Source organism: Shewanella sp. VK101, assembly GCF_056497865.1.
In genome coordinates this window covers 4,270,525-4,287,459 of record NZ_CM151402.1, presented here as the reverse complement: position 1 = coordinate 4,287,459, position 16,935 = coordinate 4,270,525, and the positions used below count along the sequence as shown (strand labels likewise).

Below are 16,935 nucleotides of genomic sequence, written 5' to 3'. Positions count from 1 at the left end.
TGCGGTAAAGTTATTTCCGCAGCTGTATTGAATTGTTTCAAAGAGGGAAGTGTTATGTCCATGAGCTTGCAGTTTTGGGGTGCTACCCAGGAAGTCACAGGTTCCTGCCATCTGTTGCGGGTCAACGATGCAAGTTTGTTGTTGGATTGTGGTCTTATTCAGGGAGGGCGGCAGGATGAATTGCGTAACCATGAAGCCTTTCCCTTTGCTCCTGAATCCCTGACTGCCGTGGTGTTGAGTCACGCTCATATCGATCATTCTGGGCGCTTGCCCCTGCTGGTGAAGCAGGGTTTTAGCGGCCCAATCTACACCCATAAGGCCACCATGGATCTGTGCGCCATCATGCTCAAGGATGCCGCCATGTTGCAGCAGCGTGATGCCGAACGGCAGAACCGCAAACGTGCCAAGCAAGATCTAGAGCCGATAGAGCCGCTGTTCACCGAAGAAGATGTCGAACTGGCACTGACCCGCTTTATTCCACTGGACTATGGCACCAAGCTGGATCCCATTCCCGGTGTGACCCTGTGTTTGAGTGATGCCGGCCATATTCTGGGGTCGGCGCTACTGGAGCTGTGGATCAATGATGGCAACACCCAGAAAAAACTGGTGTTCAGTGGCGATCTTGGCCGCGCCGGTATGCCGATCCTCAAAGATCCTACGCTGATCCAACAGGCCGATCTGGTGCTGATGGAAAGCACTTATGGCGACAGGTTGCACCGGAGTTGGGAGGCGACTCTGGAAGAACTCAAGGGGATCTTCGCGACAGCCATCAGTGAGAGCCGCGGCAATATCCTGATCCCTGCCTTCTCGGTTGGCCGGGCGCAGGAGCTTTTGTATCTGTTTCACCTTTATGCCGGGGAGTGGGATCTGTCACGTTGGAAAATCTGCCTCGACAGCCCCATGGCCATAGAGGCCACCAAGGTGTATATCAATAACTATCCCTTGATGGACGAGGACTTCAAGCGTTTCGTGCATCAACACCCCGGGCAGCACCCGCTGCTGTCTGGAATAGAGTTTATCCAAAGTACCGAAGAGTCGATGGAACTCAACGACGTACACCAGGGGCTTATCATTATTGCCGGCAGCGGCATGTGTAACGGCGGTCGTATCCGCTGTCATCTGGAACACAACCTGTGGCGGCCCGAGTGCGACATTATCATCTGTGGTTTTCAGGCACTGGGAACCCCGGGGCGGCTGCTGGTCGATGGCGCCAGTGAGCTTACCATCAACGGTAATTCGGTGAATGTCGCCGCCAGAATTCACACAGTCGGTGGGTTGTCGGCCCATGCGGATCAGGCCGAATTGCTGCGCTGGTATCGTGAGTTTGAGGGCGCGCCGCCACTTATTCTGGTTCACGGTGAGCCGGATGCCCAGCGGCAACTCCTGAGTGTGCTGGAACATGCCGACGGCGTGCAGCCCAAGCCCAGACCTCAGGCCTCGGCTATAGCGACCGAAGGCGACAAGCTGGATCTCAGCCGTTTACCCGAACTGAGCTGGGTTGTGGGTTAAGTTTTAGTGGGAAGTCATAAACTTAACTTTACGGTTCATTCCCTATAGTAGGCCGAGCGCTATGACGTTGAATCAAAAGAGAGTTAACCTTAAGTGGGACAAAGTAAAGCAATATGAGTAATACCCCGTACATTGATAATAAAAATCGTCTAGCTGATGTGATAGCCGCAATACAGGTTATGGGAACATATAAGTTTTACAAGTTGGAGTTTTCGGATTGGGCTGATCGTATATCTGGCGATGAAAGTCAGGGAGAATATTGGAAAAGGATATTTGAACAACATCCTGAGTTTTTTCGTTTGGATCAAACTAGAACTAAGGCATCTCTTGTTTGGCGCAGGAATTATCAAAAATTATATGATATTGATAAAGAAGAAAAAATATCAAGAGAAGAGTTTAGGGGGCTATGTTCTGAAAAGAAAGCGCGCATTTCAAGGAACCCTTTGAGTAACTCTGATATATCAACATTGGTAACCACTGCCATTAACCTTCACTCAAGCGAAATTGCCCATAAAAAGGAAACTCGTTGGTGGATAGCCGGAACTATGAGTCTACTAGGAGTTATTTTAGGAGTGCTCTTGAAGGCTATTATCGGTTAACTATTTTTATCTTTGCCATTAACAAATAAAAACGCCCCTTAATAAAGGAGCGTTTTTATTGTTGGTGCAAACCTGGCTTTAGCCTTGGCGCTGCCAGAGGATCTCCAGTTCATCGGCTTCGCCCATGGCGGCTTCCAACAGGTTGATGAGCTCGGCATCGGCCTCTATGGCCTTAAAGGTTTCCAATTGAGTGCGGTTCAGCCAGTAGTCCTGGTCGGCATCATGCTCTTCTACCAGGTTGTCGATCAGGAACTGCAGCTGTTGTTCGGAGATATGGCCGATAACGGCGCCGGTTTCTTTATTGCTGAGTTGGATCATTCTCTCTCCTTGGATTGGTGTGGCCTCAGTGGCCGAAAATCATAGCTTGCACTATATCCTCTTCAGTGAGTGCGTTGAATCCCATGTTTTGTCATAAAACTCTCTTCATAAACGACCCCGGTCAGGGTGGCGATAGCTAGGCCAAGCACCAGTGCCAACAGTAGAGGCTTGCAAACCCCCATGGGCACCAGCCAGATCAGTAACAGTGCCAATACGCAAATGCCACCACTGATGGGGTTGAATAAGAGTTCCAGACTGATCTCGAAAACACTTAAGGTTTCTGCGTCCTGATAGCGCCGGAAATGGAGCAGGAAATAGAGAGCTCCGCAGAGCAAACTGACACTGGAAAATGCCAATAGGCCGCTGAAGCTGAAAGTTTCTTTGAAGTACAAAGTGGCTTGGTAACCCGCCACAGTCAGTATTGCCAGCCAGATAACAAGTAGTGGCGCCAGGATCAGTCCCATTATACTTCCTAGGTTAGACGTCCATGTTTACAGGTGACTGTAACCTAAAAGCATATGCACAACAAACCACCAGTGGATGATTTGTGGCCCGGCTCGCTTCTCCACCAAGATTTGTTAGTGCTAACAGAGGTAAAACCACTATTTTCAACATTTAACAATCTGGTTACTTTTTGGGCTGTTTGCAGGATATACTCAGACAAGTAATTGTTGTCGGAAGAAAACTTGTTTGGAGAGTCCTTATGCGTTTTATCAAGACACTGTTTATCCTGTTGGCACTGATAGTGGCTGTGCCGCTGATTGCCGCTCTGTTTGTCAAAAGCGACTACCAGGTGACCACCAATGTGGTGATAAATCGCCCGGTGGCCGAGGTGTATGACTATGTAAAGTATCTTAAGAATCAAGATAATTTCAGCGTCTGGGCCAAGATGGATCCGGCGATTAAGCGCAGTTATCGCGGCGTTGACGGCACTGTTGGCTTTGTCTCGGCTTGGGAGAGTGACAACCCGGAGGTGGGCCAAGGCGAGCAGGAGATAGTCGCCATGGAAACCAACAAGCGCATCGATTATCAGCTCAGATTCCTGACTCCCTTCGAGGCTACTGAACCTGCCTACATGCTGTTTGAGCCCTATAAAGGCAATAGGACCAACCTTAGTTGGAGCTTTAAGGGGCACCTGGATTACCCGATGAATCTGATGTTTCTGTTTGTCGACTTTGAAACCATGATCGCCACGGATCTATTGCGTGGGCTCAGTAATCTCAAGCTGTTACTCGAGTCAGAACCCGCGCCGCAGGAACAAGTTCAGAGCCCGTAAATCCAGGCCACCCATTGACGGTAAAGATTAAGCCCTATCAGCAGGTTAATCGGGAAGGTGACCCCCAGCGAGGCCAGCATGGCCACGCCGATATTGGCCGATGGAATGGCCGCACGGATCGCCGCCGGTGCCGCAATATAAGAGGCGCTGGCGCAGAGACCGGCCAGTACCAATGTCGAACCGGCGGGCAGCCCCAGGGCGTGACCTGTAATGATACCCACCCAGGCGAGCACAAAAGGGGTGATGGCGGCAAATACCAATAGGCGCCAGTGACTCAAGGGCAGTGGAGCACAAACCCTGGCGGTACACAAGCCCATTTCCAGCAGGAATAGCGCCAGCAAGGTCTTGAATCCCTGCATCAGCACAGGGCTTAACGAGGCCAAGCCCTCAGCGCCGTAGCCCCAACCGATAAGCACGCCGCCCCCCAGCAGTATCACCCCACGACTTGTGAGTGCTTCCAGCAGAATATTGCCACTGCCTCCCGTTTTATCCCGGTTAAGGCGTCGATAGAGCCACAGCATGACTATGATGGATGGCAGCTCCAGCAGTACCAGATAGAGAGTGGTTTCGGGCTTGAGTGGCCAGCCCAGCTGTTCTGTCATGGCGTAGACAACGGCAAAAGTCCCGGCACTGACCGAGCCGTAGTGGGCGGCAATACTGATGGCATCGCTCTGGGATAGGCGAACCACTTTTTTCAGTATGGGATACAGCGCCAGCGGGATTGCCAGTCCCAAACCTATTACTAGTCCCAGTTCGGCAAAGGACAGCTGATCTGTGTGGCCGTGTAGCGCCATGCCGCCCTTGAGGCCCAGGGTCAGCATTAACAGTATGGAAAGGGTTTCGTAGGTGGATTCGGGGACTCTGAGATCCGATTTGAGCAGACCGGCCAACAGGCCTAGACCGAAAAAGGCAATAACAACATCAGGCATGGGATTCTCCTTGTTAGACGGCTGGAGATTGTGCTCGCCCGGCGCTATATTGGAAAATAAATTATTCACTGCATATATATAGATAATTATCTATGGATCTTCGCCATCTCAGCCTGCGCTTGTTGCAGGTGTATATCGAAGTGGTTCGGCGGCAGAATATTTCCGCCGCTGCAAGACACCTGTATCTGACTCAGCCGACCGTATCGCTGCAATTGAAAAAACTGGCCGAGCTGGTGGGTGAGCCTTTGCTGGAAACCGGCCCGGGAGGGCTGCGGCCGACTCAGGTGGGGCAGGAGTTGTACCGGGCGGCGGTCGATGTGATGACTCGTTTGGAAGACTTCAACGGCATGCTGGCCAAGGTGCGGGAAGGGCAGAGCGGCCACATCAATATCGGCCTGGTGACCACGGCCAAGTACGTGGTGCCGCGGATCCTAGGCGCTTTCTATCGTCGTTTCCCCGGTGTCCGAGTCACACTGAACATAGGCAACCGTGCCCATGTGCTGAATCGTTTTGAGCATCTGGAAGACGATCTCTACCTCTTCAGCCATCCTCCCAGGGGCGAAACTGTGCAATCGGCACGGATCATCCGTAACCCACTGCAGTTGATTGCCCCCAGAGATCATTGGGCCGCCGGGCAGAGTGAACTCAAGTTTGAGCAGCTCAGTCGCGAGCGGTTTCTCATCCGTGAGCCGGGTTCGGCTACCCGTTTGATGTTTGAGTCTTGGCTCAGCGGTCAGGGGGTGGAACTGGGCGACTGTATGCAGATAGAGAGCAATGAGGCCATTCGTCTGGGGGTCGCCTCGGGGTTGGGGTTATCAGTTATCTCGGCCCATACCCTGGAGGAAGGGCGCGAGCGCCCGGCTATTCTGGATGTGAAGGGCTTCCCGTTGGAAAGCAACTGGTATCTGGTGAGCCGTAAAGACAGGCGTATGCCCTATGCGGCGCGGCAATTGGTGCACTTTATGGCTGAGCATCTGCAGCAGTGCATAGAGGCTGAATGGGTGGCTGGTGATATCGCCCAGCTACCAACCAACCTGGGGTTGAGCGCCGACTGAGTTTGACCTCGGGTTTCCAATTGTTAATGTTTCGTTGTAATCTGGGTGTTCCTTATGCAGTTTTGCCATAACAGGTGGAAACTGCAACGATAACAATAACTACACGAGGTTGGAATGGAAACAATAATGGAATGGGTTAGCCAGCTCAACAGCCTGGTTTGGGGTGTGCCCATGCTGGTGATGATCCTGGGGGTAGGACTGTTTCTGTCCATAGGTTTGCGCTTTATGCAGCTTCTCAAGCTGGGGCGGGGGTTCCGCTTACTCTGGTCCGGGCGGATCCCGGATAAAGACACCAATATGAAAGGGGAGATCAGCCCCTTCAATGCGCTGATGACGTCACTGTCGGCCACCATAGGGACAGGGAATATCGCCGGGGTGGCGACGGCAATATTTCTTGGTGGCCCGGGGGCGTTGTTCTGGATGTGGTGCACCGCGCTGGTGGGGATGGCCACCAAGTTCTCCGAAGCTGTGTTGGCGGTCAAGTATCGCGAGGTCGATGACAGCGGCAACCACATAGGCGGCCCCATGTACTACATCAAGAATGGTCTCGGCCAGAAATGGGCCTGGTTGGGAACGCTATTCGCCTTATTTGGTGGTTTTGCCGGTTTTGGTATCGGCAACACAGTGCAGGCCAACTCGGTGGCCGATGCCTTGGACAGCAACTTTGGTGTTCCAGCCTGGGCAACCGGCTTGGCGATGATGATTTTGGTGGGTGCTGTCTTAATGGGCGGCATCAAGCGGATTGCCGACGTTGCCGGTAAGTTGGTACCCCTGATGACTGTGTTTTATATCACCTCAGGCTTGGCTGTGATTGTGGTCTATTTCGATCAGATCCCGGCGGCGCTGGAGCTGGTATTCGAGAGCGCCTTCAACCCAGTGGCGGCCCAGGGCGGTTTCGCCGGTGCGGCAGTGTGGGCCGCCATACGTTTCGGGGTGGCCCGAGGGGTGTTTTCCAATGAGGCTGGTCTTGGTAGTGCGCCGATTGCTCATGCTGCAGCCCAGACCAATAACCCTGTGGCTCAAGGATTGGTGGCCATGTTGGGTACCTTCATCGATACCATAGTGGTCTGCTCCATCACAGGTTTGGCGATTATCGTTTCCGGTGCCTGGACCTCGGGGGAAACCGGCGCGGCCTTAACCTCCTACGCCTTCAGCCACGCTCTGCCCATAGGGCAGTACATAGTGGCCGTGGCACTGGCTATCTTCGCCTTTACCACCATTCTCGGCTGGAGCTTTTACAGTGAAAAATGCGTGCAGTATCTATTTGGTACCAAGGCCATAGTGCCGTTTCGCCTGGTCTGGACTCTGATGGTGCCCGTGGGAGCCATGGCGTCTTTGGACTTTATCTGGCTGGTGGCAGATACCTTGAATGCCATGATGGCGATCCCCAACCTGATAGCCCTGGCGCTGCTCAGCCCAGTGGTCTTTACTTTGACTCGGGAATACTTCATCAAGCAGCGCCAGGCCGAGTTGCAAAAATAGCGAGCCAATTGGGTTAGAACCAAAAACAGGGCAACTCGAGTTGCCCTGTTTCTTTATCAGTCGGCGTTGCTGTCAAACTCAGTGTCTTCCAGCAACTCGAACATAGGTTCGGCATTGGGTAACTGTTTGAACAGGCGGCTGAAGTGCCTCTGCACCCCCTTGAGGTCTATCCCGGCCATCCCGGAGGCGAAACCAAACCAGGCGTAGAGGCCACTGAAGTTGTCAAACATGGGCGGCAGATACTTGGGGGCGGCAATAAGCCCCTCCCTGTGGGCTTGATAAAGCACGGGGATATCCTCAATGGCCAGCTTGCCGACAAACAGCATAGGGATAATCTCCGGGATCCCGGCTGTGATGGCGGAGCGGATAAAGTTAATGTTTTCCACATAGCCACGTACATAGGAGATATCCTTGGTGAAGTAGCTGCCACCCTGCACCATGCCGCCGCGAAACACCCGCTGAGTTACCCGGTAACTGTCTCGTTTGCTGAGATTCTGGCCGCAGAAATAGTTGAATACTTCAATAAAGTCGGCACCTTGCTCGGCCATATCGACCGCGGTGATCCTGTCGCTGATACGCCTGGCCCGCCCTGGGTTGGAGCTCAGGGTAATGGTTTCCATCAATACGGCCAGCCCTTCCTGGGCTGCTGCTACCCTGGGAGAACCGACGCTGAGCCAGGTGGCCCAGGGTTGAGCCCGACCATTGAGGGTGGTGCCCACATGCACCCAGCCCTCATGCACCTCGTAGACATCAAGATCCGATTGGCTGAACAGCGCCTTGCTGTTGAGCTTGACCGTGTCGCCGCCCACGGCGGCATCCGAGACTATGCCATCACTGAGACGCACCCGAATATCGTCGCTGTGAAAGTAATCTTTCAGACGGCGGCCGAGTATATCCACCGCTTCAGGCGCGGCGATTTCTTTGGGGTGATGACGATTGCTGCGCAGCGCTGCCGGCAGCGAGAAGATGTAACTCAGACGGTCGCCGAGCTGTCTGAGATTGTGTCTGTCACCATGGAGTTTGTGGTTGGCGCTGCCGTAGAGGCGACGGCTGAATTCGCCGAAATCGGCCTTGCCGCGGTGTTGCAGCATGTCGATAACCTGAAGATATTGCTCGATATTGGCTATCAATATCTTGCCCAGCTTGTCGTATCTTCCCAGGCGCTTGCGGGTCTGCAGACGCAGTTCGGTCAACTCTTGGCGGGTCTTATCCGGGTCAAAAGGCAGCGGCAGACGCTGGTAAAACTCGGCGTCTATGGCGGGTAATTGCTTGCCGTTACTCTCGAGAAAACGGGCTTCCATCTCTCTCGGCCACTTGATGGCATCGAGGATTTTTATCGGCGTCTGCAACCGGATCAGCTCGTCCGAGAGGCGCCGCAGATCCTCTTTATAAGCACTTGTGTCTGGCATCAATAGTCTCCTCGGAAGACACAGGTTATTGGCGGCTATCATCTTGGATAACGCGCTGTCTGGCAACAGAATTTATCTTTGCCAGATCTTGGTGCAACCGCTTGGTTATTGAGCATAGTCGCCCCAGATGATTTAAGCTAATTAATTGATATTCATCATGTTGCATTGTTGGCATTCAAGCTGCTTACCTGAGATAGATGGCCGGAATTTCAGGAGCAGTTATGGCAAACATGAGTTACTTGAGTGTGATTGAACGTTTTCATGAGTATCAGCCGCTAATCGATGAACTATTGCAGTCGATTCTGACCGGAATGGCCGACTCTCAGCTCTTTGACGACACAGGGCGGGCCATCAGGGTGTTTTCTGAAGTAGCAGCCTGCTATCCCTTCGTGGAATTGATGTATTTACTCGACGAAAATGGTCACCAAGTGAGCCCGAATCTGGCGCTTATCAAGCAAAAGATCAAACTGCTGGCTGTGGGTGAACACCCGGATCGCAGCCAGCGCCCCTATTTTCTCAATGCCAGCGACAAGAGCGGGGTACAGATAACTTCACCTTATCTTTCCAATGCTTCCGGGCAATTGTGTCTGTCGGCATCTCTGGGAGTGAGTCGTTTGGATGCCAGTCGCGGCTTTGTGGTAGTGGATATCAACCTGACCCGGCTGATTGAATTTATGATGGGCGACAGTCACAGGCGCAAGGTGACGCCACTGTTCAAGGCGGTTTATCTCACTCTGGTAACAGGGTTATTCATTATAGTCGGGGTGCTGGTGCTGATTTCGGCCAGGGATATCTGGCACTTGTTGGCGCAGGGGCCGCAACTGGCTCATGACTCACTCAAGCCGTTCGGGATCATCATCTATATCACCCTGGCGTTGGCGATATTCGATCTCGGCAAGACCATACTGGAAGAGGAGGTGTTGATGCATAAAGACATCTTCCGCCACAGCTCCACCCGGCGCACCATTACCCGCTTTGTTTCCACCATATTGATCGCCATCTCTATTGAGGCCTTGCTGACCATGTTCAAGGCATCACTCGGGCAGGTGGAATATATTCAGGGAGCGATTTTGATGATGCTGGCAGTGGTTGGTTTATTGGTGGCTTTGGGGCTATACGTCTGGTTGGGAGCCAAAGCCGAGGCCTTGCTTATTCAAACCCAGTCTTTGCGGGGGCGGCAAGGATAAGGAGGATGTTGCTGACATCCTCCCACATCTGCAAGCCGACGCAGAGCACATGGGACTTGTTCGCACCTTCCCTAAAACATATCGTCATCATCGAGCCCCATGGCTCGTCTGAGTTCCAGGCGCTCCAGGTAATCTTCCAAGCGGCGTTTTACCTGGCGTTTGTGCTGCAGTGCCTTCTCGGCCTGACGGTTTTTGGGGGTGGTCATCGCTTCAATTTCAGCATCGTTGGGCACGAGTTCAACAATATGGGCCATAACGAATTCCTCACGGTTTATCCAAGGATTTTCTAGCCAAAAAAGCATTGGCTGAAAAGCAAAAATTTTTGTCTAACAAAGCAAATGATTCTGTCCGTCTCTCTACTCAATATTAGCCTTGGTTAAACTGAAATCTAGCACTGAGTCGCAACAGGAAGTGAGATCGAGACAACATTTTGACGATCTTTTCCAAGGACCTAAAACTTGGGGATTTTTTGCTGTTTTGACTTGTTTTTTTCATGATCCTGACCAGAATTAACCTCATAGCATTCGCTTTATTGGCTAAGGACTAGGCTGTTTATGATCCAGGACGATCGTCTCACCGCATCATCCTCCCCTGCAAAAAGCTTCGGTTTTTCCACTCCGGCCTCGGTTTGGCTGATCATGTTGGTGGCGCTTCTGTTCACCTGCCTGGGTTGGTATCTGTTCAATCAATATGCGGAGCAGCGCGGACGTGAGCGCTTTGAGTATCAGGCCATGCTGGTCAAAGATGCCATAAGAGATCGTCTGTTGACCTATGAGCAGGTGCTGCGGGGCGGTGTGGGCCTGTTTATGGCATCCGATGGAGTGACTCGTGAGGAGTGGCATGAGTATGTGACCAACGCCAAGATGGAAAGCTTTTATCCCGGGATCCAGGGGATAGGCTATAGCGTTATTTTGCACCCGGAGCAACTGGCGGCCCATGAGGAGGCCATCAGGGCTGAAGGCTTTGATGAGTATCGGGTGTACCCGTCCGGCGAGCGCGACACTTATCAGGCCATCATCTATCTGGAACCTTTCGATTGGCGTAATCGGCGGGCATTTGGCTATGACATGTATTCCGAGCCGACTCGCCGTGAAGCGATAGACAGAGCCATCAACACAGGGGAGGCGGCGATCTCCGGCAAAATCACCCTGGTACAGGAAACCCAACAGGATATCCAGGCCGGTTTTTTGATGTATTTGGCGCTTTATGATGAATCTGCCGCCGGCCCCAAGGCCGCCAAGGGCGTGGTCTATGCCGCCTTTCGGATGAACAACCTGATGCAAGGCATTTTGGCGGATAAGTTTCCCTCCCTGATTCTGCAGGTATTTGATGGCGATACCGCCTCTGACACTTCGCTGCTGTACAGCACTGAGGAGGAAGGCCAGGCTACCAAAACCTACAACCATGTGTTGCCGCTTAAAGTCGGTGGTCATCAATGGTTGCTGAAAATCGGCGCCGACAAGAGTTTTGTCTCCGAAACCGAGAAGCTGCAAAGCAAGCTGATGCTTGGCATAGGCGTGCTGTTTATCATGGTGTTGTTCTATTTCTTGCTCAATAACGCCAGAGCCAGGTATCAGGAAGGCTTGCTAGCCAATGAGATCCTTGCCAATGAGAAACGCTTCCGTCTGGTTATTGAGGCCTCGCCATCGGCGCTGATCATGGTAGATGGTCATGGACTCATCACTCTGGTGAATGCCCATACAGAGCAACTGTTCGGTTACGCCCGGGACGAACTATTGGGCCGCAGCGTGAACATACTGCTGCCGGAAAGTCTGCATAAGTCGCACAATCGGCACATGGGCGGTTATCTGCAGCAGCCGATTGCCAAGAATATGTCCCAGCGCGATGATCTGTTCGGCCGCGCCAAAGACGGTTCTTTGGTGGCGGTCGAAGTGGGGTTGACCCCAATCCATTTCACCAATGGCCAGTCGATTCTGGCCACTATCAACGATGTGTCGGATCGCAAACGGATTGAAGCCGAAAAAGCCCGCCACACAGAGGAGCTGGAGAAGATCAACCGTGAGCTGGACAGTTTTGCCTACATAGCCTCTCACGATCTCAAGTCGCCGCTGCGTGGCATAGAGCAGTTATCCGAGTGGTTGGCAGAAGATCTCAGCGACAACAGCAGTGAACAGGTGCAAAAGTATCTGCGACTGATCAAGAGCCGGGTACAGCGAATGGTACTCTTGCTGGACGGCCTGCTGACTTTCTCGCGCATAGGCAGGGTGGATACTGAGTTGACGGAAGTGGACAGCAAGCAATTGGTGCAGGATACCTTCAGCCTGGTGGCGCCGCCAACCGGGTTCAAGCTGACTATCCTGTCTGATATGCCGTTGCTGACCACGGCCAGAGTACCGCTGGAGTTGGTTTTCCGAAACCTGTTCAGCAACGCCATCAAACACCACGACAAGGGTGAGGGGGTACTCAGCGTCAGCAGCGAGCGCCAGGGCGACTATTATTGTTTTTGTGTCACGGATGACGGCCCAGGGATAGCTGCCAAGTTTCATCATAAAATTTTCGCAATATTCCAAACGCTTAAGCCAAGAGATGAAGTTGAAGGCAGTGGCCTTGGTCTCTCTTTGGTGAAAAAGTCGGTGGAAAACATGGGCGGCAAGATCTGGGTGAAATCGGAAGGGCGTGGTTGCAGCTTTTACTTCACCTGGCCGGCCCACTTCAAGGAGGAGTCATGAGTCAAACAGCCAGATACAAGGAAGTGACTATTCTGTTGGTGGACGACGACGATGTCGACTTCATGGCGGTGCAGCGGGCGATGCAGCAGCTCAGGCTGCTCAACCCCTTGGTCAGAGCCAGAGATGGGCTGGAGGCCTTGGAGATGTTGGGCGACGGTCGGGTGCGCTGCCCCTATCTTATCTTGCTGGATCTCAATATGCCGCGGATGAATGGCCTGGAGTTTCTCAGCCATATCCGCAATGACCCTGTGCTGTCTCTCTCCGTGGTCTTTGTGTTGACCACCTCAAGCGCCGATGAAGACAAGGTTGAGGCTTATAAGCATCATGTGGCCGGCTATATGGTCAAACATGAAATAAGCGATGGTTTTTATAATATTTTCAATATGCTGGAAAGCTATTGGCGTATTGTTGAGTTGCCGGAAGCCTGAGGGATGGAAAGCATGAATCTGCTGTTGATCGATGATGATGAGATAGACAGAGCCGCTATCATCCGCGCCCTGGATCAATCGTCACTGGCGTTCAAGGTGATGGAGGCCAACTGTGCCCAGAGTGGCTTGGAGTTCGCCTGCCAGCAGCGTTTCGACGGCATACTGCTCGACTATATGTTGCCCGATGCCAATGGTCTGGAAGTATTGAGCCGCCTCAATGAATCGGCCGGAGAGCAAACCGCAGTAGTGATGATCTCCCGTTATGAAGACGACAAGCTGGCGCAGCGTTGCATCGAGTTGGGGGCGCAGGATTTTTTGCTCAAGGATGAAGTGAATACCAGCCGCTTGACCCGTGCTATCCGCAATGCCAAGCAAAGGGCTTCCATGGCGTTGGCATTGCGCCAAAGCCACGAGAAACTCAAAGAGCTGGCCGAACATGATTCCCTGACCAAGCTGGTCAATCGTTACGGTTTTGAGCTCTGTCTGAACCGTACCTTGAGTCAGGTCAAGCGTCATCAGGACATGCTGGCGGTGATCCTCTTGGATCTGGATGATTTCAAGGGTATCAACGACACCTTAGGGCACCAGGTGGGGGATATCCTACTGGTGGAAGTGGCCAACCGTCTCAGTGCGGCGCTCAGGGAAGGGGATCTCATTGCCCGTCTCGGCGGCGATGAATTTGTAGTGCTGGTGACCGAGTCGGAGAATCGTTACTTCCCGATGGCGGTGGCCAACAGGCTGCAAAGGGCCTTTGAAGAGCCTTTCCCTCTGGGGGAACATGATGTGCTTATCGGCGCCAGTATTGGCATTGCAGTGTACAGCGATTCTGTCTGTGACAGCTCTGAGTTGCTCAAGTGTGCCGACATTGCCATGTATCGCGCCAAGAAGGTGGGCCGCAACCAGATCCAGTTCTATTCCGAAGAGTTGGCCAGAGAAGTCAGGTTTCGCAACCGCATCGAGATGGGCCTGAGAACCGCGCTGGAGCGGGATGAATTCAGGGTCTTTTATCAGGGGAAATTCGATGCGATTTCCGGCGAGCTGTTGGGAATGGAGGCCTTGCTGCGCTGGCAACATCCTGAAGATGGCCTGCTGGCGCCGGACAGTTTCCTGCCGATAGCAGAAGAAATAGGACTGGTAGATGAGATAGGCGAGTGGGTGTTGGCACAGGCCTGCGCGCAAACCGTCGAGTGGCTGGCCATGCTGACTCCGGTAGGCAAGCAGTTATCTGTGGCGGTTAACCTGTCACCGTCGCAGATCATTCGTGAAACCCTGTATCAGACCATAGTCAGGGTATTGCAGCAAACCGGGCTGCCGGCTTCGCTGCTGGAGTTGGAACTCACCGAAAATGCCTTGATAGAGGAACCGCTGGAGCTGGCCAAGGTACTGGAGCGGATAGCTGCGCTGGGAGTTGTTTTCTCTCTGGATGATTTTGGCACCGGCTTTTCATCCCTCGAGCACATCAAGTACTTTCCCATCAATGTGCTGAAAATCGACAAGAGTTTTGTGGCTTCGGTCGAACAGGATGAACGCGGCAAGCGTCTGTTGTCGGCCTTGATCAACTTTGCCAACGGCTTTAACGTGGTGTCAGTTGCCGAGGGCATAGAAACCGAGGCGCAGGCGCAGTTTTGCCGTGAGCGGGGCTGTAACCTGCTGCAGGGGTATCTCTATTGTCGGCCAATTCAGCCCCAGGATTTTGAAACCCAGCATATTTTACCTTTGCTGGCCGAGGGGGATGTTTGATTTTACTTGCCTATTGGCAAGGGATAGTCAAAGATGCCACTTCTTTTGCTGGGCCATAACTCTTTGGCGGATCACTCAAACATGAAAATCGGTATTCTCTCTCAATTTCCCGAGCTCTATTCTACCCGCAGGCTGGTGGAAGCCTGTGAGGGACGTGGTCATCAGGCCAGGGTGATCAATCCACTCAACTGTTATATGAACATCAACTCGGTGCAGCCCAGTATCCATCTTGAAGGTGAGGAACTCAGCGGTTTTGATGCCATTATCCCGAGGATCCATGCCAGTGTGACTTTCTATGGCTGCGCCCTGGTGCGCCAGTTCGAGATGATGGGGGTGTACGCTGCCAATGACTCTATCTCCATAGCCCGCTCAAGGGATAAGCTGCGGGCACTGCAGTTGCTCTCCCGTAAAGGGGTGGGTATGCCGGTCACAGGTTTTGCCAGCAAGCCGGATGATATTCCTGATCTCATCGCCATGGTGGGTGGTGCGCCGCTGGTGATAAAGCTTTTGGAAGGCACCCAGGGGATAGGCGTGGTGCTGGCCGAAACCAAAAAGGCCGCCGAGAGCGTTATTGAAGCCTTTCTGGGGCTTAAGGCCAATATTCTGGTGCAGGAATATATCAAAGAAGCCAACGGCAGTGATATTCGCTGCTTTGTGGTGGGCGACAAGGTGGTTGCGGCCATGAAACGTCAGGGCCCGGAGGGGGATTTTCGCTCCAATCTGCATTTGGGCGGCAGCGCCGAGAAAATCAAGATTACCCCTCAGGAGCGCAAGACAGCCATTGATGCGGTCAAGGCGATGGGGCTGGCTGTTGCCGGGGTGGATATTCTTCGCTCCGAGCGTGGCGCCTTGGTGCTTGAAGTCAATTCAGCTCCGGGTATTGAAGGTATAGAGTTGACCACAGGTATCAAGGTGGCCGAGCCGATAGTGGAGCATATCGAAAAAATGGTTGCCGCCCGTAAACGCAATCGTCCTGTCATCGCCTGATTGCGCCTCGGGCTTTCCCATCCTTAGAATTCGAACTCATAGACATAGCTGAGCACTATCTTGGCATCGTCGTCCGGCAGATCCGTATCGGCCACCATAAAGGAGACTGAGCCTATGCCGGTTTCCTTGCTGATGGCCAAGTGGTAGTCGGCGTAGTCGGAAACTCCGAACCAACTCTGCACCACATCACCGTCTGAATAACCATAGTGTGCCGTCAGCGTCACGGTTTCCGTGATGGGATAGCTGAACCCGGCATGGATATAGCTCAAATCCTTGTTATCCAGTGGCGCAGCGGCCACGTCATCACCGGCATTAACCACCTTGGCATAACCCAACTCAAACCACTTCCAGCTGAGAGTCAGCGCCAGCTCACCAAAGTCGATATCGCCTTCGGCATCCGGGTAGCCATAGTAGAGATAGCTGATGTCATAGCCAAAGTCTTCGCCTATGCTGCCGGAGTAACCACCGTAAAAATCGAGCTCGTAACTGGTATCGTCACCAAAGTCGACATTGGAGGCCCAGGTTCCCAGGTAAAAGCCCGAGTCGTGGCTATAGTCTATACCGCCTTGAACGGCGACAGAGTCATCCGTCTGGGTGGTGCCGCGCCACAGATAGTTGGAGGCGGCACCTATATTCCCCGATACAGCGGCCTGGGCTTCGCCGGCCACCAACAACAGACCTGCAATAACTGACAGTGAAAACTTGGTGTGTTTCATTCTCATCCCCTCGATGGTTTGGGTTCTGGAGCCGGGCAAGCTTGACCGGTGCAGATACTCATTATTGTCTGTGCGGAATGAGCGAATCCTGTGCCAAGTTTAAATAGGCATTAAATACATGTGGTTAGCTTTTGAGTGTGAGATAGGTTAAGGAAATGTTGCATTTCGCTGGGGCGGGCTGCACTTTTTTTGTGCAATGGAGTGTTGGGAACCTCAGGCAATAAAAAACGCCTCAATATGAGGCGCTTTCATCCGTGAAAAGCGGCTTAGTTGACGCTGTCACGCAGTGCCTTGCCGGCCTTGAACTTGGGAATAGTGGCGGCAGGGATTTGGATCTCTTTACCGGTTTGCGGGTTACGACCAGTGCGGGCTGCACGGGTTGAAGTTTCGAAAGAGCCAAAGCCTACGATGGAGATTTTAGTTCCTTCTTTCATGGCATCGGTCACTGCTACTTCGAACGACTTGAGTGCGCGGGCAGCTTCTGCCTTGGACAGGTTGGCGTGTTCTGCCATTTTAGCGATCAGTTCAGTTTTGTTCATCTGGAGCGTCTCTTCTTTCCGTCGATAAGTTATTATTACCCATCTAACATGCCATAAGGTTTTTGGCTTGA

General features: G+C 52.9%; 17 protein-coding genes. 10 read left to right on the top strand and 7 right to left on the bottom strand.

The genetic code is table 11. The features are described from left to right. The first annotated feature begins 54 nt into the window (after positions 1-54). Together ACSHSR_RS19120 and ACSHSR_RS19115 are read left to right on the top strand one after the other, a co-directional pair. Complete coding sequence (locus tag ACSHSR_RS19120) at positions 55-1,509, top strand: MBL fold metallo-hydrolase RNA specificity domain-containing protein (protein ID WP_045283178.1); 1,455 nt, start codon at positions 55-57, stop codon at positions 1,507-1,509. Between the two features lie 113 nt (positions 1,510-1,622). After that, positions 1,623-2,108, top strand: a complete 486-nt coding sequence (locus ACSHSR_RS19115; protein ID WP_101054796.1) for an N-carbamoyl-L-amino acid amidohydrolase — start codon at positions 1,623-1,625, stop codon at positions 2,106-2,108. 78 nt (positions 2,109-2,186) lie between these two features. On the opposite strand, the gene ACSHSR_RS19110 is transcribed toward ACSHSR_RS19115, so the two are convergent. Together ACSHSR_RS19110 and ACSHSR_RS19105 are read right to left on the bottom strand one after the other, a co-directional pair. After that, the gene (locus ACSHSR_RS19110; protein WP_101054799.1) at positions 2,187-2,426 is read right to left on the bottom strand and encodes a galactosyldiacylglycerol synthase; all 240 of its coding nucleotides are present in this window, start codon (positions 2,424-2,426) and stop codon (positions 2,187-2,189) included. 62 nt (positions 2,427-2,488) lie between these two features. Continuing rightward, a complete protein-coding gene (locus tag ACSHSR_RS19105; RefSeq protein ID WP_101054803.1) occupies positions 2,489-2,890 on the bottom strand; it encodes a hypothetical protein in 402 nt (133 codons plus the stop codon). Positions 2,891-3,129: 239 nt separating this feature from the next. On the opposite strand from ACSHSR_RS19105, the gene ACSHSR_RS19100 reads away from it, so the two are divergent. Then, complete coding sequence (locus tag ACSHSR_RS19100; RefSeq protein WP_479631044.1) at positions 3,130-3,702, top strand: SRPBCC family protein; 573 nt, start codon at positions 3,130-3,132, stop codon at positions 3,700-3,702. Here the strand turns inward: ACSHSR_RS19100 and ACSHSR_RS19095 are convergent. After that, positions 3,690-4,631, bottom strand: a complete 942-nt coding sequence (locus ACSHSR_RS19095; RefSeq protein WP_101054809.1) for a sodium-dependent bicarbonate transport family permease — start codon at positions 4,629-4,631, stop codon at positions 3,690-3,692. The genes ACSHSR_RS19100 and ACSHSR_RS19095 overlap by 13 nt on opposite strands. Positions 4,632-4,723: 92 nt before the next feature. On the opposite strand from ACSHSR_RS19095, the gene ACSHSR_RS19090 reads away from it, so the two are divergent. Next, positions 4,724-5,686, top strand: a complete 963-nt coding sequence (locus ACSHSR_RS19090; protein WP_101054811.1) for a LysR family transcriptional regulator — start codon at positions 4,724-4,726, stop codon at positions 5,684-5,686. 114 nt (positions 5,687-5,800) lie between these two features. Further along, entirely contained in the window at positions 5,801-7,168 is a 1,368-nt protein-coding gene (locus tag ACSHSR_RS19085; protein ID WP_479631043.1) for an alanine/glycine:cation symporter family protein, read from the top strand. Between the two features lie 56 nt (positions 7,169-7,224). Here the strand turns inward: ACSHSR_RS19085 and ACSHSR_RS19080 are convergent, their stop codons facing one another. Beyond that, a complete protein-coding gene (locus ACSHSR_RS19080) occupies positions 7,225-8,577 on the bottom strand; it encodes a flavohemoglobin expression-modulating QEGLA motif protein (protein ID WP_028779643.1) in 1,353 nt (450 codons plus the stop codon). Positions 8,578-8,798: 221 nt separating this feature from the next. Between ACSHSR_RS19080 and ACSHSR_RS19075 the strand changes: the two genes are divergently transcribed. Beyond that, positions 8,799-9,764: a PDC sensor domain-containing protein gene (locus tag ACSHSR_RS19075; protein ID WP_025009312.1), complete on the top strand. Its 966-nt coding sequence runs from the start codon at positions 8,799-8,801 to the stop codon at positions 9,762-9,764. A gap of 71 nt (positions 9,765-9,835) precedes the next feature. Here ACSHSR_RS19075 and ACSHSR_RS19070 read toward each other — a convergent pair whose 3' ends face one another. Beyond that, positions 9,836-10,018 (bottom strand): PA3496 family putative envelope integrity protein, encoded by a 183-nt coding sequence (locus ACSHSR_RS19070; RefSeq protein WP_025886854.1) that lies wholly within the window; start codon positions 10,016-10,018, stop codon positions 9,836-9,838. A 303-nt stretch (positions 10,019-10,321) separates the two neighbouring features. Here ACSHSR_RS19070 and ACSHSR_RS19065 point away from each other — a divergent pair, with 303 nt between their 5' ends. The 4 genes from ACSHSR_RS19065 to rimK all read left to right on the top strand — a co-directional run bounded on the left by ACSHSR_RS19065 (position 10,322) and on the right by rimK (position 15,609). Beyond that, positions 10,322-12,454, top strand: coding sequence for a CHASE domain-containing sensor histidine kinase (locus tag ACSHSR_RS19065; RefSeq protein ID WP_418352122.1), 2,133 nt, complete (start codon positions 10,322-10,324; stop codon positions 12,452-12,454). Continuing rightward, positions 12,451-12,882 carry a response regulator gene (locus ACSHSR_RS19060; protein ID WP_025009315.1) on the top strand — a complete coding sequence of 144 codons (432 nt, stop codon included), beginning with the start codon at positions 12,451-12,453 and terminating at the stop codon, positions 12,880-12,882. The genes ACSHSR_RS19065 and ACSHSR_RS19060 overlap by 4 nt, the downstream gene beginning before the upstream one ends. A 12-nt stretch (positions 12,883-12,894) precedes the next feature. Further along, entirely contained in the window at positions 12,895-14,622 is a 1,728-nt protein-coding gene (locus ACSHSR_RS19055) for a putative bifunctional diguanylate cyclase/phosphodiesterase (RefSeq protein WP_025886855.1), read from the top strand. Positions 14,623-14,703: 81 nt separating this feature from the next. Then, positions 14,704-15,609: a 30S ribosomal protein S6--L-glutamate ligase gene (rimK, locus tag ACSHSR_RS19050; protein WP_025009316.1), complete on the top strand. Its 906-nt coding sequence runs from the start codon at positions 14,704-14,706 to the stop codon at positions 15,607-15,609. 23 nt (positions 15,610-15,632) lie between these two features. Here rimK and ACSHSR_RS19045 read toward each other — a convergent pair whose 3' ends face one another. Continuing rightward, the gene (locus ACSHSR_RS19045; protein ID WP_028779648.1) at positions 15,633-16,325 is read right to left on the bottom strand and encodes a TorF family putative porin; all 693 of its coding nucleotides are present in this window, start codon (positions 16,323-16,325) and stop codon (positions 15,633-15,635) included. A 266-nt stretch (positions 16,326-16,591) separates the two neighbouring features. Continuing rightward, the gene (locus ACSHSR_RS19040) at positions 16,592-16,864 is read right to left on the bottom strand and encodes an HU family DNA-binding protein (protein ID WP_025009317.1); all 273 of its coding nucleotides are present in this window, start codon (positions 16,862-16,864) and stop codon (positions 16,592-16,594) included. Positions 16,865-16,935 lie beyond the last annotated feature (71 nt).

Bases quoted from the DNA above. Each gene is read 5' to 3' on its own strand.
- ACSHSR_RS19120 (WP_045283178.1), top strand. From the start codon at position 55: ATGTCCATGAGCTTGCAGTTTTGGGGTGCTACCCAGGAAGTCACAGGT.
- ACSHSR_RS19115 (WP_101054796.1), top strand. From the start codon at position 1,623: ATGAGTAATACCCCGTACATTGATAATAAAAATCGTCTAGCTGATGTG.
- ACSHSR_RS19110 (WP_101054799.1), bottom strand. From the start codon at position 2,426: ATGATCCAACTCAGCAATAAAGAAACCGGCGCCGTTATCGGCCATATC.
- ACSHSR_RS19105 (WP_101054803.1), bottom strand. From the start codon at position 2,890: ATGGGACTGATCCTGGCGCCACTACTTGTTATCTGGCTGGCAATACTG.
- ACSHSR_RS19100 (WP_479631044.1), top strand. From the start codon at position 3,130: ATGCGTTTTATCAAGACACTGTTTATCCTGTTGGCACTGATAGTGGCT.
- ACSHSR_RS19095 (WP_101054809.1), bottom strand. From the start codon at position 4,631: ATGCCTGATGTTGTTATTGCCTTTTTCGGTCTAGGCCTGTTGGCCGGT.
- ACSHSR_RS19090 (WP_101054811.1), top strand. From the start codon at position 4,724: ATGGATCTTCGCCATCTCAGCCTGCGCTTGTTGCAGGTGTATATCGAA.
- ACSHSR_RS19085 (WP_479631043.1), top strand. From the start codon at position 5,801: ATGGAAACAATAATGGAATGGGTTAGCCAGCTCAACAGCCTGGTTTGG.
- ACSHSR_RS19080 (WP_028779643.1), bottom strand. From the start codon at position 8,577: ATGCCAGACACAAGTGCTTATAAAGAGGATCTGCGGCGCCTCTCGGAC.
- ACSHSR_RS19075 (WP_025009312.1), top strand. From the start codon at position 8,799: ATGGCAAACATGAGTTACTTGAGTGTGATTGAACGTTTTCATGAGTAT.
- ACSHSR_RS19070 (WP_025886854.1), bottom strand. From the start codon at position 10,018: ATGGCCCATATTGTTGAACTCGTGCCCAACGATGCTGAAATTGAAGCG.
- ACSHSR_RS19060 (WP_025009315.1), top strand. From the start codon at position 12,451: ATGAGTCAAACAGCCAGATACAAGGAAGTGACTATTCTGTTGGTGGAC.
- ACSHSR_RS19055 (WP_025886855.1), top strand. From the start codon at position 12,895: ATGAATCTGCTGTTGATCGATGATGATGAGATAGACAGAGCCGCTATC.
- rimK (WP_025009316.1), top strand. From the start codon at position 14,704: ATGAAAATCGGTATTCTCTCTCAATTTCCCGAGCTCTATTCTACCCGC.
- ACSHSR_RS19045 (WP_028779648.1), bottom strand. From the start codon at position 16,325: ATGAAACACACCAAGTTTTCACTGTCAGTTATTGCAGGTCTGTTGTTG.
- ACSHSR_RS19040 (WP_025009317.1), bottom strand. From the start codon at position 16,864: ATGAACAAAACTGAACTGATCGCTAAAATGGCAGAACACGCCAACCTG.